This is a genomic window from Enterobacter sp. 186315 (genome assembly GCF_053290175.1).
The window spans coordinates 87,992-101,819 of record NZ_JBPTTK010000001.1; the positions used below are offsets into that span (position 1 = coordinate 87,992).

The 13,828-nt window shown below is 53.6% G+C and carries 18 protein-coding genes and 1 other annotated feature; of the genes, 9 read left to right on the top strand and 9 right to left on the bottom strand.

Translation table 11 applies throughout. From position 1 onward, the window contains the following. Nucleotides 1–70 precede the first annotated feature (70 nt). The 4 genes from ACSVHP_RS00400 to hxpB all read right to left on the bottom strand — a co-directional run bounded on the left by ACSVHP_RS00400 (nt 71) and on the right by hxpB (nt 3,835). Entirely contained in the window at nt 71–1,462 is a 1,392-nt protein-coding gene (locus ACSVHP_RS00400) for an L-cystine transporter (protein ID WP_234673684.1), read from the bottom strand. A gap of 126 nt (nt 1,463–1,588) precedes the next feature. Beyond that, the gene (locus ACSVHP_RS00405; protein WP_447550609.1) at nt 1,589–2,179 is read right to left on the bottom strand and encodes a metal-dependent hydrolase; all 591 of its coding nucleotides are present in this window, start codon (nt 2,177–2,179) and stop codon (nt 1,589–1,591) included. Nucleotides 2,180–2,272: 93 nt separating this feature from the next. Continuing rightward, complete coding sequence (kduD, locus tag ACSVHP_RS00410) at nt 2,273–3,034, bottom strand: 2-dehydro-3-deoxy-D-gluconate 5-dehydrogenase KduD (protein ID WP_447550610.1); 762 nt, start codon at nt 3,032–3,034, stop codon at nt 2,273–2,275. Nucleotides 3,035–3,166: 132 nt separating this feature from the next. Further along, on the bottom strand, nt 3,167–3,835 hold the full coding sequence (hxpB, locus tag ACSVHP_RS00415; protein ID WP_234673681.1) for a hexitol phosphatase HxpB: 669 nt from the start codon (nt 3,833–3,835) through the stop codon (nt 3,167–3,169). Between the two features lie 147 nt (nt 3,836–3,982). Between hxpB and ACSVHP_RS00420 the strand changes: the two genes are divergently transcribed. Then, a complete protein-coding gene (locus ACSVHP_RS00420; RefSeq protein ID WP_447550611.1) occupies nt 3,983–4,519 on the top strand; it encodes a YniB family protein in 537 nt (178 codons plus the stop codon). Between the two features lie 36 nt (nt 4,520–4,555). Here ACSVHP_RS00420 and ACSVHP_RS00425 read toward each other — a convergent pair whose 3' ends face one another. The 3 genes from ACSVHP_RS00425 to pfkB all read right to left on the bottom strand — a co-directional run bounded on the left by ACSVHP_RS00425 (nt 4,556) and on the right by pfkB (nt 6,848). Beyond that, complete coding sequence (locus ACSVHP_RS00425; RefSeq protein ID WP_447550612.1) at nt 4,556–5,416, bottom strand: fructosamine kinase family protein; 861 nt, start codon at nt 5,414–5,416, stop codon at nt 4,556–4,558. A 105-nt stretch (nt 5,417–5,521) separates the two neighbouring features. Further along, the gene (gene ghoS, locus ACSVHP_RS00430; RefSeq protein ID WP_234673678.1) at nt 5,522–5,812 is read right to left on the bottom strand and encodes a type V toxin-antitoxin system endoribonuclease antitoxin GhoS; all 291 of its coding nucleotides are present in this window, start codon (nt 5,810–5,812) and stop codon (nt 5,522–5,524) included. Between the two features lie 103 nt (nt 5,813–5,915). Continuing rightward, complete coding sequence (gene pfkB / locus ACSVHP_RS00435; RefSeq protein ID WP_447550863.1) at nt 5,916–6,848, bottom strand: 6-phosphofructokinase II; 933 nt, start codon at nt 6,846–6,848, stop codon at nt 5,916–5,918. A gap of 295 nt (nt 6,849–7,143) precedes the next feature. On the opposite strand from pfkB, the gene ACSVHP_RS00440 reads away from it, so the two are divergent. Together ACSVHP_RS00440 and ACSVHP_RS00445 are read left to right on the top strand one after the other, a co-directional pair. Further along, nucleotides 7,144–7,902: a DUF481 domain-containing protein gene (locus ACSVHP_RS00440; protein ID WP_234673677.1), complete on the top strand. Its 759-nt coding sequence runs from the start codon at nt 7,144–7,146 to the stop codon at nt 7,900–7,902. A 265-nt stretch (nt 7,903–8,167) separates the two neighbouring features. Next, nucleotides 8,168–8,401 (top strand): hypothetical protein, encoded by a 234-nt coding sequence (locus ACSVHP_RS00445; RefSeq protein ID WP_234673676.1) that lies wholly within the window; start codon nt 8,168–8,170, stop codon nt 8,399–8,401. Nucleotides 8,402–8,605: 204 nt separating this feature from the next. Here ACSVHP_RS00445 and yniD read toward each other — a convergent pair whose 3' ends face one another. Together yniD and yncL are read right to left on the bottom strand one after the other, a co-directional pair. Next, the gene (gene yniD, locus ACSVHP_RS00450) at nt 8,606–8,713 is read right to left on the bottom strand and encodes a small membrane protein YniD (protein ID WP_008500658.1); all 108 of its coding nucleotides are present in this window, start codon (nt 8,711–8,713) and stop codon (nt 8,606–8,608) included. A 99-nt stretch (nt 8,714–8,812) separates the two neighbouring features. Then, nucleotides 8,813–9,166: a stress response membrane protein YncL gene (gene yncL, locus ACSVHP_RS00455; protein ID WP_447550613.1), complete on the bottom strand. Its 354-nt coding sequence runs from the start codon at nt 9,164–9,166 to the stop codon at nt 8,813–8,815. A 60-nt stretch (nt 9,167–9,226) separates the two neighbouring features. Here yncL and thrS point away from each other — a divergent pair, with 60 nt between their 5' ends. From thrS to pheS, 6 genes are all read left to right on the top strand, one after another. Continuing rightward, a complete protein-coding gene (thrS, locus tag ACSVHP_RS00460; protein ID WP_234673674.1) occupies nt 9,227–11,155 on the top strand; it encodes a threonine--tRNA ligase in 1,929 nt (642 codons plus the stop codon). 3 nt (nt 11,156–11,158) lie between these two features. Beyond that, nucleotides 11,159–11,701 (top strand): translation initiation factor IF-3, encoded by a 543-nt coding sequence (gene infC / locus ACSVHP_RS00465; protein WP_014069901.1) that lies wholly within the window; start codon nt 11,159–11,161, stop codon nt 11,699–11,701. A gap of 97 nt (nt 11,702–11,798) precedes the next feature. Next, entirely contained in the window at nt 11,799–11,996 is a 198-nt protein-coding gene (rpmI, locus tag ACSVHP_RS00470; protein WP_003030583.1) for a 50S ribosomal protein L35, read from the top strand. 51 nt (nt 11,997–12,047) lie between these two features. After that, nucleotides 12,048–12,404, top strand: a complete 357-nt coding sequence (rplT, locus tag ACSVHP_RS00475; RefSeq protein ID WP_000124850.1) for a 50S ribosomal protein L20 — start codon at nt 12,048–12,050, stop codon at nt 12,402–12,404. 238 nt (nt 12,405–12,642) lie between these two features. Next, nucleotides 12,643–12,767, top strand: a sequence feature (Phe leader region). After that, the gene (gene pheM / locus ACSVHP_RS00480; protein WP_001386830.1) at nt 12,648–12,692 is read left to right on the top strand and encodes a pheST operon leader peptide PheM; all 45 of its coding nucleotides are present in this window, start codon (nt 12,648–12,650) and stop codon (nt 12,690–12,692) included. (Overlaps the previous feature by 45 nt.) A 62-nt stretch (nt 12,768–12,829) precedes the next feature. Continuing rightward, a complete protein-coding gene (gene pheS, locus ACSVHP_RS00485) occupies nt 12,830–13,813 on the top strand; it encodes a phenylalanine--tRNA ligase subunit alpha (RefSeq protein ID WP_234673673.1) in 984 nt (327 codons plus the stop codon). Nucleotides 13,814–13,828 lie beyond the last annotated feature (15 nt).

Below are 13,828 nucleotides of genomic sequence, written 5' to 3' on the forward strand. Positions count from 1 at the left end.
GATTTCTGATGGCCTTTTTTTATTCCAGCGCGTCGCTATATTGGCCGGGTCAACCCGGCACTCGAGGCGATTAACGGTGCGCCAGCTCGACGTCGTCTTCGCTTTCCAGCACCGCTTTGTCGGTCTGCTTCAGCCACTGACTGGTCAGCGTCCCGGCGGTCATGGAGCCGCTCACGTTCAGCGCGGTACGACCCATGTCGATCAGCGGTTCAACGGAGATCAGCAGCGCGACCAGCGTCACCGGCAGGCCCAGCGCAGGCAGCACGATCAGCGCGGCGAAGGTGGCACCGCCGCCCACGCCCGCAACGCCTGCGGAGCTGATGGTCACAATACCGACCAGGGTTGCGATCCACATCGGATCCAGCGGGTTAATGCCCACGGTTGGCGCAACCATCACCGCCAGCATCGCCGGGTACAGACCCGCACAGCCGTTCTGACCAATGGTGGCACCAAAGGAGGCAGAGAAGCTGGCGATAGATTCCGGCACGCCCAGACGACGGGTTTGCGCTTCAACGTTCAGCGGAATAGAGGCTGCGCTGGAACGGCTGGTAAAGGCGAAGGTCAGCACCGGCCACACTTTACGGAAGTATTTCAGCGGGCTCACGCCGTTCACGCCGAGCAGGATGCCGTGAACCACAAACATAATGCCCAGACCCAGGTAAGAGGCAATCACGAAGCTGCCCAGCTTAATGATGTCCTGCAAGTTAGAACCTGCCACCACTTTGGTCATCAGCGCCAGCACGCCGTACGGGGTCAGCTGCATCACCAGACGAACCAGCTTCATTACCCAGCTTTGCAGGGTATCGATAGCGGTCAGCACGCGTTCACCTTTCGGCGCGTCGTCTTTCAGCAGCTTCAGCGCCGCCACGCCCAGGAAGGCGGCGAAGATCACTACGCTGATGATAGAGGTCGGGTTTGCGCCGGTCAGGTCAGCAAACGGGTTCTTCGGAATGAAGGAGAGCACCATCTGCGGCACGGTCAGGTCAGCGACTTTACCCACGTAGTTAGTCTGGATCGCCGCCAGACGTGCGGATTCCGCAGAGCCCTGTACCAGACCTTCGGCGGTCAGGCCAAACAGGTTGGTCACCAGCACGCCCACCAGCGCCGCAATCAGCGTGGTGAACAGCAGGGTGCCGATGGTCAGGAAGCTGATTTTACCCAGCTGCGTGGCGTTATGCAGACGGGCGACGGCGCTCAGAATAGAGGCAAACACCAGCGGCATCACAATCATTTGCAGCAGCTGCACATAGCCGTTACCGACAATGTTGAACCACTGAATAGAATCTTTCAGTACCGGATTATCGGAACCGTAGATGGCCTGCAATGCCAGACCAAATACCACACCCATACCCAGACCAACCAGTACCTTTTTCGCCAGACTCCACTGTTTGTGGCGCGTCTGGGCCAAAAGCACGAGCAAAACAACGAACACCACGATGTTCGCGATAAGTGGAAAATTCATCCCCGTTCTCCTGATTTATTATGCGGTCGGCGTTACCCGAGCCTGTGGCGCAAGGTTAGCAGAAGTGTGATGTGGCGCTTATATCCAAATGGAATGGTTTATGACAAACGCGATAGTTTTGTCCGTTTAATGTTCAATCTGGTGATGAATAAACCGATTGAACTGAAATTGCAGCGAATTGATCATCTGCGACGACCAGCGGACTGCACCATTTTCGGGCAAGGTCTGCGGCATCCAGATGGCCCAGGCAAACAGCGCCATGCACAAGACGCGCTCCAGCTGGTTGCCTTTTTGCGGGGCGAGAATAGGAAAACGAAAGCGCCAGCGGCAGGGCCACAGCAGCGGCACCCCCGCAGGCGTCAGCATATCCGCCAGGATATGGCTCAAATAGCCAAGCACCATTCCCTGAATGGCATCGCCTGGGACAATCCAGCTTTCGGGCACTTTGAGATAGAAGAGGGTAAGCAGGCCAAACACGGCCAGCAGGCTGTGGGTAAAGCCCCGGTGTCCAAACGCCCGGGCGATGGGTTTGGATATCCACTTAAGCCGCTGGCCTAAAAACGACTTCGGGTGATCGATATCGGGCAGCAGGCAGGTCAGCACCGCGGAAGGGACGATATGCCACCAGTCACCCTGCGCCAGCACGGGCGTAAGCTCAGCGTTCTTAGCAAACACTGCGCACGCAATTGAAAAAAGCAGGTGGCCTTCCGCCGTCATGATAACACCCGTGAAACTGTCAATTCATACAGTATAGGGTTTTTATACAGTGGGCGGAAGAGGTGACGGTGTAACTCTTTGTCACAAACTGCGCTAGCGCGCGAGCCAGCCCCCGTCAACGGCTAAGGTGTGACCGTTCACGTAGTCAGAGGCCGACGACGCCAGAAATACCACCGGGCCTTGCAGGTCGGCGGGTAAGCCCCAGCGTCCGGCAGGAATGCGGTCGAGGATCTCCTGGCTGCGCTGCTCGTCATCACGCAGCTGCTGCGTGTTATTGGTCGCCATATAGCCCGGCGCGATGGCGTTCACGTTAATGCCGTGCGCGGCCCACTCGTTCGCCAGCAGGCGAGTAATGCCGAGCACGCCGCTTTTCGACGCCGTATACGACGGCACGCGGATCCCGCCCTGGAACGACAGCATCGACGCGATGTTGATAATTTTTCCCCCCTGACCCTGACGGATAAACTGTTTCGCCACCGCCTGCGACAGGAAGAAGACCGATTTCAGGTCCAGATTAATCACATCATCCCAGTCCTTTTCGCTGAACGTCAGGGCATCTTCCCGGCGAATGGTCCCCGCGTTATTCACCAGAATATCCACGCGGCCCATCTCTGCGACCGCCTGCGCGACTACGCCAGCGATGTTCTCCTGCACGCCGAGGTCGGTGCGGATCGCCAGGAAGCGCCGGCCCAGCGCGGCGATCTGCGCGGCAGTCTCTTCAGGATTTTTACGGTTCACGCCCACGATATCGCAGCCCGCCTGCGCCAGCGCGACGGCCATGCCTTGCCCCAGACCGGTATCGCATCCGGTGACGATCGCCACTTTGCCCGAAAGAGTGAAGGAGTCCAGTATCATACGTGCCTCAGAAGTAGGGTTATTGTCATTCTGACGCTAAGGATAGGAGTCGCTTTGCAGAAAAGCAAATAAAATGAAACGATGTTTTACTTATGTGATTCAGGCAGCAAATGCTGCCTGAATGCGAAGCGATTAGCCGCGAAGATCCTGCGCGGTCAGGGCTTCAAGAGAGGTGAGCTTAACGTCTGCCAGCGCAAAGCGCGGGTCGTGACGACCCTCTTCGGCAGGCACCACGATAGAGCGCATCCGCGCCGCTTTGGACGCCACCATGCCGTTAACGGAATCTTCCAGCGCCACGCAGTTAATCGGATCCAGCCCCAGCTTCGCCGCGCAGTCCATATACACCTGCGGGTGCGGCTTGCTGTACGGCAGCTTTTCCGCCGAGGCCAGCGCGTCAAAGCCGTCGCGCAAATCAAACATGGTCAGCACTTTCTCCAGCATATGCAGCGGGGAGGCGGAGGCCAGCCCGACCTTCAGACCCTGGGCTTTACACAGGGCGATAGCCTCACGCACGCCCGGCAGCAGAGGCTTGTACTCTTCAACGAGCGAGATGGCCCGGCTGATAATGCGCGCGGTCACCTCTGCGCGGTCTGGCCCCGGCCACGGCTGCTGGGCGTACCAGAGCTCGACCACCATATCAATACGCAGCCCGAGCGTATCGGGCAGCTCGTTGCGGCGGCTGATATCCACGCCCAGGCTGGCAATCACCTCCAGCTCAGCGCGATCCCACAGCGGTTCGGAATCAATCAGTAATCCATCCATGTCAAAAATAGCGGCAAGAATTTGGCGCGGTGTCGACATCACAACTTCTCCTTAATTCAGGGTGTCCGACGAGGTAAGTACTCAGTGCTTTCTGCAATTTAGCATACTGCTTTCAAAGTTCGGGCGAAAATGCGAGTCAGCAGGTAGACTTAGGCACAAATAACGCGTCTTTATGAAGGGGAACTCATGACGTATCAACAAGCTGGACGCATTGCTGTCTTAAAACGTATTGCGGGTTGGGTCATTTTTATTCCGGCCGTCATTTCCACGCTGATCTCCGTACTCAAATTTATGTACGATCACAGCGAAAAACAGGCGGGTATCAATGCGGTAATGCTTGATTTTGCTCATGTCATGATTGAGATGATGCGCTTTAACACGCCTTTCCTGAACCTGTTCTGGTTTAACTCGCCGACGCCGGATTTTCACCAGAGTTTGAACATCGGTTTCTGGGTCATCTTTGCGCTGATTTTTGTCGGCATGGCCTTGCAGGCCTCCGGCGCGCGAATGAGCCGCCAGACCCGTTTCCTGCGTGAAGGGGTAGAAGACCAGATGATCCTGGAGAAGGTGAAAGGGCCGGAGGGCATGAGCCGCGCGCAGATTGAATCGCGCATCGTGGTGCCGCGCCACACCATTTTCCTGCAAATTTTCCCGCTCTACGTCCTGCCGATAATCATCATCGTGGCGGGCTACTTCTTCTTCAAACTGCTCGGCTTCTTATAAACAAAAACGGGTGGCGCAATGCCACCCGTTCGCTTATCAGGCCGCCAGCACCCGCTCCAGCGCTCGCTGGGCGTTCACCAGATGCTCACCCCCAAACAGGATCGCCCGGTTCATTAAGGTGTAAAGCTGGTAGATTGGCTGACGGTCGAGGAAGTCCGACGGTAATGGCGACACCGACTGATAGCCGTCATAGATTTGCGGCGGCTGTTCAGGGTGCAGCGGCAGCATCGCCAGATCGCACTCCCGGTCGCCCCAGTAGCAGGCCGGGTCGTAGATATAAGGCCCGTTCGGCCCCAGCGCGCAGTTGTCTGACCACAAATCCCCGTGCAGAAGCGACGGCTGCGGCTGGTGGGATGACAGGCGCTGCTGAACGTGGTCGACAATGGCATCAATATTGCCAAACTCCAGCCCCTTCTCGGCGGCCAGCTCCAGCTGCCAGCCTATGCGCTGTTCGGCAAAGAAGGTTGACCAGCGCCGCTGCCAGGCGTTCGGCTGCGGCGTGGTGGAGAGATCGTTATCGAAGTCCAGCCCGAACTGCGGCTGGTCGCTCCACTGATGCAGCCGGGCAATCTGTTGCCCGAGAATAAAGGCGTTGTGCGCATCCAGCGGGCGGGCAGGGAGATATTCCATGACCAGGAAACTGTAGTCGCGATCGGTGCCCACGGCCCAGACCTCAGGAACGGTAACGGTTTTGCTGCGAGACAATAGCGCCAGCTGATCGGCTTCGGCGGTGAAGATGGGAAGGAGCTCCCGTTCATCACACTTCACGAACAGATCGCGTCCTGCGTAGCGCAAATGCCACGCGGCGTGGATCTCTCCGCCTGGCAGTTCGTTACGCAGTTCAATTTCACCTTCACCCAGTTGTTCACGTAAAAGATGACTGATAGCCTGCCACATGATTTCTCTCCCATGTTGTCTGCCAGATCATAAAGTTAGCGCAAAACCGCTGTGAAATAATACGAACTAACGCACACCTGAGCCGTTTCGATCGGAGGAAGGCACTTATTGTTCTTTCTTCTTCCAGGTTTCCCAGGTATCTACGTCAATTTCTGCCGACTTATCGGTGGCGCTTTCCACCAGACCGGTTGCCATCGTAGAGACCTCCTCCCGGGAAAAGGCGCTGATCAGCCCAAAGGTCAGCGGGCCCAGCTCATGGACGGTGCCTTCTTCATCCGTCATGGTCAGTAAAAAATTGGCGCGGCTAAAGGCGTTGTTGATTTCGTTCAAATCGGTCAGCGATCCCTCGTGGAAATTAACGGTGACCACGTAGCGCGTAATGTCCCCACTGCTCATTTTTCACCTCGTTGTTATCATGAAAGTTTTCTTAGCATAGTCGATGGCGCGCGTTTGGCGACCTCCCGCGGCGTTTCCCCTCCGGGAAAGAGGGGAGACCGGGTCAGTTTTGCGACAGGTAATCGACGATTTTTTGCGTATCCGCAAGGGAACAGAGCCGCGTACCCTGATTAATGGTGGCCGCGCTACCGGCGGCGACGCCGTAGCGGGTCATTTCCAGCAAAGACGCCCCCTGCGCCAGCTTCAGCGCCATTGCGCCGACCATGCTGTCACCCGCGCCGACGGTGCTCTGGCTTTTCATCGGCGGTGGAACCACCTGCGCAAAACCACTTTCATCCACGGCTAACGCCCCCTGCGGACCCAGCGAAACCACTACGCGCAGCGCTTTACCACTCTTCACCAGCTCCTGCGCGGCGGTGCGCACGTCGTCCGGCTGGGTCAGCTCGCGGTTGACCAGCGCGCTGAGCTCTTTCTGGTTAGGCTTAACCAGTTCAAGCTGGCCGGGTTCCAGAGCAGCCATCAGCGCATCGCCGGAGCTGTCGACGATACAGCGGATCCCGCGCTGCTGAACGGCGCGGATAAGCTGCGTCAGTTTTTCAGTTTTAACGCCGGGCGGCAGGCTGCCGCTGATCACCAGCAGCGCACCACTCTCAATGGCTAACACTTTCTCTTCAAGCTGGCGAAATTCATCTTCGCTGAGCTTCGCGCCGGGCATCACAAAACGGTACTGCTCGCCGCTTGAGCTGACGTGCACGTGCAGGTTCTGGCGGGTCCAGTCCTGCGCGTCAACGGTCGAGACCGCGACCTTCTCATCCGCGAGCAGGGCGACCAGATGCTCACCCGTGGCGCCACCGGCAGGAAAAATCGCCGTCGCCTTTCCGCCGAGATGGGTAATGGCGCGCGCCACGTTGATGCCGCCGCCGCCGGGTTCAAACACCGGCGAGCTACAGCGCAGTTTACCTTCCGGATAGATTTGCGGCGTCTGGGTGGCGGAGTCGAGGGAAGGGGAGAGCGTTAAGGTATAAATAGAAACCATCATTACCTCCATTTAGTATGGGCTTCAGTAAGCCTGGCACTAAATGCCCGTAAGGAAAAGTAAATAACAGTATGATTTTAAATATGAATACTGACAAAAATCAGGTTTTGGTTTTATAAATTAAAAATCGTTTTGGGATCGTTCTTATTCAAAAAATGAAATAAGAAATCATTGCTATGTTATTTGCGGCTTTTTATAATTTGTTACCTTTCTCTGGACGCCTTGTCATTGATCCTCAAGAAAGTTTCCGGGACCGTGATGGTCTCTTTTTTTGTTGTACGGACTCCTTAATAAAATGAAGCTTTTGAAGACAGTACCCGCAGCACTGATGATGGCGGGTGGCGTGTTTGCGTCAATGAATGCATGCGCCGATGATTCCGTTTTTACTGTCATGGACGATCCCACCACGGCGCAAAAACCCTTTGAAGGTAACCTCAACGCAGGGTATCTGGCGCAATCTGGTAACACGAAAAGCTCTTCGCTGACGGCAGACAGCACGCTGACCTGGTACGGTAGCAATACCGCCTGGTCACTGTGGGGTAACGCCAGCAACACCTCCGCTAACGACGAACGTTCTTCCGAGAAATACGCCGTCGGTGGCCGTAGCCGTTACAACATGACCGATTATGACTACCTGTTCGGTCAGGCAAGCTGGTTAACCGACCGCTACAACGGCTATCGCCAGCGCGATGTCTTCACCGCGGGTTATGGTCGTCAGTTCCTGAACGGCCCGGTCCACAGCTTCCGTTTTGAATTCGGTCCGGGCGTACGTTACGACGAGTACACCGATGGCGATACCAAAACGCAGCCGCTGGGTTACGCGTCCGGCACCTATGCCTGGCAGATGACCGACAACACCAAATTTACGCAGGGCGTTTCTGTGTTTGGCGCCGACGACACCACGCTGAACTCTGAAACCGCACTGAACGTTGCCATCAACGAACACTTCGGTTTAAAAGTGGCGTACAACGTGACCTGGAACTCTTCTCCTCCTGATACTGCACCGGATCACACCGATCGCAGAACCACGATTTCTCTGGGCTACAAAATGTAATTTCTCGAGGGCCGAAATAAACTCGGCCCTTTTTTTATTTTCCGTAATTGTGCTATTTTATTTTAAACGGCGTTTTAAAATAATTGGTCTAAAGATATCTCCTTAATTTCTCCATAGTTCATCTCAGCGATACACAATTCTTTTATTTGACACGAATTGATAAATAATTGCTCTGGGCAAAAGTGTGATCTGGATCTACACTCTTATCACAGGCAGCTTATTGCCTTAAGTCGTTCTGCATTAATTAAGTAAGAGAATAATCATTATGAAAAAAATCAAAACCGCTACAGCAGCTGTTGTGCTTTCTGCACTTTCTTTTGGCGTTTTCGCTGCTGATAACGTCGCTACACCTGCCAGTAACGCCACGACTCAAATTGGTATTACCCATGCATCTGACGTTGAGGCTGGCTCTAACATCGCCCCGGGCTCCCAGTCTACCGGCCAGTCAATGAATGACGCCTTCGACGTGCATAAGCTGGTGGCGGGCGAGTGGTCCTGATCGCGTCGCGCCGTTTTGTTATTGCCCTAAACCAATAACCTGACCCGCCGAAAACCGGAGTGTGCTGTACCGGTTTTTCCGGCCTGTATTTCTGTAAAGATAATTCTGGTTCATTCATTATTCGTAGGGCGAATTGACAAAACCTTCACCGAAATGGTTTATTCGGTAAAGGCGTTTATTTATTTTATTTCCGTTACGATTGTCTTAACCCCAGATCATTGCTGCCCAGCGCAACAACAGCATTGCCCCGCAGATAGCAATTAGCACCAGCACCATTTTCCAGTGTTTCACGGCAAATCGTTTCGTTGGCATAACCTAATCCTTGTCAGTTGATAATGTCAGTGTACCAAAGGAAAGGGTGCAATGCGCATTATCCTGGCGATTAGGTTATGCAACGTTTAACTTACTGGGTTAAAACCAGCTGAATCTTTCGGCGAGGATGAGCAATAAACCGGTGGCTGAAAGTATGTTCAATATCACGACGGTTCTACTGGATACGTTCATGTTGTGCCCCTTCAGGTTTAAGACCTGTACAAGAATAGCCCGGCATCGTTGAAATGCGAGCGGTCCGGAGGCGAACCCGTGCAGGCTCATGAAGAAGAACCAGATACTTCTGTCTGCGCCAGAGGGTGCAATCTCCCTTTTGTTAGTGTTAACATTGCAAGGCCTTGCGTAAATCAGGCTTTGTCTGATTTCCCGGGTGCATGATGACGGGCCAATTTGACGATTGTTGGTCAGATGGTTTCGTAATCTATTGTTAAACATCGATTATTTTCTTTGTATATGCTCTTATGTGTGGGGCATCACTGCAAATAAGGATATAAAATGCCTGTAATTACTCTTCCTGATGGCAGCCAACGCCAATACGACCACGCAGTAAGCCCAATGGATGTAGCCCTGGACATCGGTCCTGGCCTCGCAAAAGCGACCATTGCTGGCCGTGTGAATGGCGAACTGGTTGACGCTTCCGACCCGATCGAAAGCGATGCGACGCTGTCTATCATCACAGCGAAAGACGAAGAAGGTCTGGAGATCATTCGTCACTCCTGTGCGCACCTGTTAGGTCATGCAATCAAGCAGCTGTGGCCAAACACCAAAATGGCAATCGGCCCGGTCATCGACAACGGCTTCTACTATGACGTTGACCTTGATCATACCCTGACCCAGGAAGATATCGACGCGCTCGAAAAACGTATGCACGAGCTCGCCGAAACGAACTACGATGTCGTTAAGAAGAAAGTCAGCTGGCACGAAGCGCGTGAAACCTTCGTGAAGCGTGGCGAGAGCTATAAAGTCTCTATTCTTGACGAAAATATCTCTCATGATGACAAGCCTGGCTTGTACCATCACGAAGAATACATCGACATGTGCCGCGGGCCGCACGTGCCGAACATGCGTTTCTGCCATCACTTCAAGCTGATGAAAATCGCGGGCGCTTACTGGCGCGGCGACAGTAACAACAAAATGTTGCAGCGCATTTATGGTACCGCCTGGGCCGATAAAAAAGCCCTGAACGCGTACCTGCAACGCCTGGAAGAAGCGGCGAAGCGTGACCACCGTAAAATCGGTAAACAGCTCGACCTGTATCACATGCAGGAAGAGGCGCCGGGTATGGTGTTCTGGCATAACGACGGCTGGACTATCTTCCGTGAACTGGAAACCTTCGTACGCTCTAAGCTGAAAGAGTACCAGTATCAGGAAGTGAAAGGCCCGTTCATGATGGACCGTGTGCTGTGGGAAAAAACCGGCCACTGGGACAACTACAAAGATGCGATGTTCACCACCTCATCTGAGAACCGTGAATACTGCATCAAGCCAATGAACTGCCCGGGACACGTTCAGATCTTCAACCAGGGTCTGAAATCCTACCGTGACCTGCCGCTGCGTATGGCAGAGTTTGGTAGCTGCCACCGTAACGAGCCATCAGGTGCGCTGCACGGTCTGATGCGCGTTCGTGGCTTTACGCAGGATGATGCACATATCTTCTGTACTGAAGATCAGGTACGTGATGAAGTTAACGCTTGTATCCGTATGGTCTACGATATGTACAGCACCTTTGGCTTCGAGAAAATCGTCGTCAAGCTGTCGACTCGCCCGGAAAAACGTATCGGTAGCGATGAGACCTGGGATCGTGCAGAGGCGGATCTCGCCGTAGCGCTGGAAGAGAACGGTATTCCGTTTGAGTATCAGCTGGGCGAGGGCGCATTCTACGGTCCGAAAATTGAATTTACCCTGTATGACTGCCTCGATCGCGCATGGCAGTGCGGTACTGTACAGCTGGACTTCTCCCTGCCGCAGCGTTTAAGCGCCTCTTATGTTGGCGAAGACAACGAGCGTCAGGTACCGGTTATGATTCACCGTGCGATTCTCGGTTCTCTGGAGCGCTTCATCGGCATCCTGACCGAAGAGTTCGCGGGCTTCTTCCCAACCTGGCTTGCGCCAGTGCAGGTAGTGGTGATGAACATTACCGATTCTCAGGCCGATTACGTTAAAGAATTGACGCAGAAACTACAAAATGCGGGCATTCGCGTAAAAGCGGACTTGAGAAATGAGAAGATTGGCTTTAAAATCCGCGAGCACACTTTACGTCGTGTCCCGTATATGTTGGTCTGTGGTGATAAAGAGGTGGAAGCAGGCAAAGTTGCCGTTCGCACCCGCCGTGGTAAAGACCTGGGGAGCCTGGACGTAAGTGAAGTGATTGAGAAGCTGCAACAAGAGATTCGCAGCCGCAGTCTTCAACAACTGGAGGAATAAGGTATTAAAGGCGGAAAACGAGTTCAAACGGCACGTCCGAATCGTATCAATGGCGAGATTCGCGCCCAGGAAGTTCGCTTAACAGATCTGGAAGGTGAGCCTCTGGGAATTGTGAGTCTGAGAGAAGCGATCGAAAAAGCTGAAGAAGCTGGAGTAGATTTAGTTGAAATCAGCCCTAACGCCGAACCGCCAGTTTGTCGTATCATGGACTACGGCAAGTTCCTTTATGAAAAAAGTAAGTCTTCTAAGGAACAGAAGAAGAAACAAAAAGTTATCCAGGTTAAGGAAATCAAATTCCGTCCTGGTACCGACGATGGCGATTATCAGGTAAAACTCCGCAGCCTGATTCGCTTTCTGGAAGATGGCGATAAGGCCAAGATCACACTGCGTTTCCGCGGTCGTGAGATGGCCCACCAACAGATCGGTATGGAAGTGCTTAACCGCGTCCGTGACGATCTGAGTGAACTGGCAGTAGTCGAATCCTTCCCTACGAAGATCGAAGGCCGCCAGATGATCATGGTGCTCGCTCCTAAGAAGAAACAGTAAGGCCTTCAAGCAGCAAAATCTGTGGAGCCTTCGGGCTTCATAGGTTTTGTTCGCCTATGTTTCGTTTATTTAACAATGCGAAGTGGAAGTTATTAAGATGCCAAAAATTAAGACCGTACGCGGTGCTGCTAAGCGCTTCAAAAAAACCGGTGGTGGTGGATTTAAGCGTAAGCACGCAAACCTGCGTCATATTCTGACCAAAAAATCTACTAAGCGTAAACGTCACCTGCGTCCAAAAGGCCTTGTTTCTAAAGGCGATCTGGGTCTGGTAATCGCGTGCCTGCCGTACGCATAAGCCGTTAACGTTTAATTTTTTTACTAAGAATATAGATACAGGAGAGCACATATGGCTCGCGTAAAACGTGGTGTAATTGCACGTGCACGTCACAAGAAAATTTTGAAACAAGCTAAAGGCTACTACGGTGCGCGTTCACGCGTTTACCGCGTTGCCTTCCAGGCTGTTATCAAAGCAGGTCAGTACGCTTACCGTGACCGTCGTCAGCGTAAGCGTCAGTTCCGTCAACTGTGGATTGCGCGTATCAACGCAGCAGCACGTCAGAACGGTATTTCTTACAGCAAATTCATCAACGGCCTGAAAAAAGCCTCTGTTGAAATCGACCGTAAGATCCTGGCTGACATCGCAGTATTCGACAAAGTAGCGTTCACCGCTCTGGTCGAAAAAGCGAAAGCAGCACTGGCATAAGCCAGTTGAAAGAGGGGGCTTTGCTCCCTCTTTTGTTATACCCGTCATACTTCAAGCCGTACCTGCGTTGGCTGCGTTCGTTCACCCCAGTCACTTACTGATGTAAGCTCCTGAGGATTCTCTTACTTGCCGCCTTGTTACAACTTGAATTATTTAGGGTATACCAGAGCAGAACATTGACATTTACCCGTGCAGGCTTTTCAATACGGTTTTAACGGTTTTACCACACAAGGTAACGCAAGCATGAATGCTGCTATTTTCCGCTTCTTCTTTTACTTTAGCACCTGAACTCAGGAGGCTAGCGCGTGAAAGATGAAACGAAAAACAGCGCCAGATAAGCCTCCCGATGGAGGCTTTTTTTGTGCCTAAATTCGAGAGAATAAGTCCACCAAATCGGTGTCTGCACCGACATAATGAGGAAAACCATGTCACATCTCGCAGAGCTGGTTGCCAGTGCAACGGCCGCCATTAACCAGGCCTCAGATGTTGCCGCGTTAGACAACGTCCGCGTCGAATATCTGGGCAAGAAAGGGCACCTGACCCTTCAAATGACTACCCTGCGTGAACTGCCAGCGGAAGAGCGTCCGGCAGCGGGTGCGGTGATTAACGAAGCGAAAGAGCAGGTTCAGCAGGCGCTGAACGCGCGCAAATCCGCTCTGGAAAGCGCGGCGCTGAATGCGCGTCTGGCTGAAGAGACCATCGACGTTTCTCTGCCTGGCCGTCGTATCGAAAACGGCGGCCTGCATCCGGTCACCCGTACCATCGATCGTATTGAAAGTTTCTTCGGTGAGCTCGGCTTTACCGTGGCGACTGGCCCGGAAATCGAAGATGATTACCACAACTTCGATGCCCTGAACATTCCAGGCCATCATCCGGCACGTGCTGACCACGACACTTTCTGGTTTGACGCAACGCGTCTGCTGCGCACCCAGACCTCTGGCGTGCAGATCCGTACTATGAAAGACCAGGAACCGCCGATCCGCATCATCGCGCCGGGCCGCGTCTATCGTAACGATTACGACCAGACCCACACTCCAATGTTCCACCAGATGGAAGGTCTGATTGTTGATAAAAACATCAGCTTCACCAACCTGAAAGGGACGCTGCACGACTTCCTGAACAACTTCTTTGAAGAAGATTTGCAGGTGCGTTTCCGTCCGTCCTACTTCCCGTTCACGGAACCGTCTGCGGAAGTTGACGTGATGGGCAAAAACGGCAAATGGCTGGAAGTGCTGGGCTGCGGCATGGTGCATCCAAACGTTCTGCGCAACGTGGGGATTGATCCGGAAGTTTACTCCGGCTTCGCATTCGGCATGGGCATGGAGCGTCTGACCATGCTGCGCTACGGCGTAACCGATCTGCGCGCATTCTTCGAAAACGATCTGCGTTTCCTCAAACAGTTTAAATAAGGGCAGGACAGAACA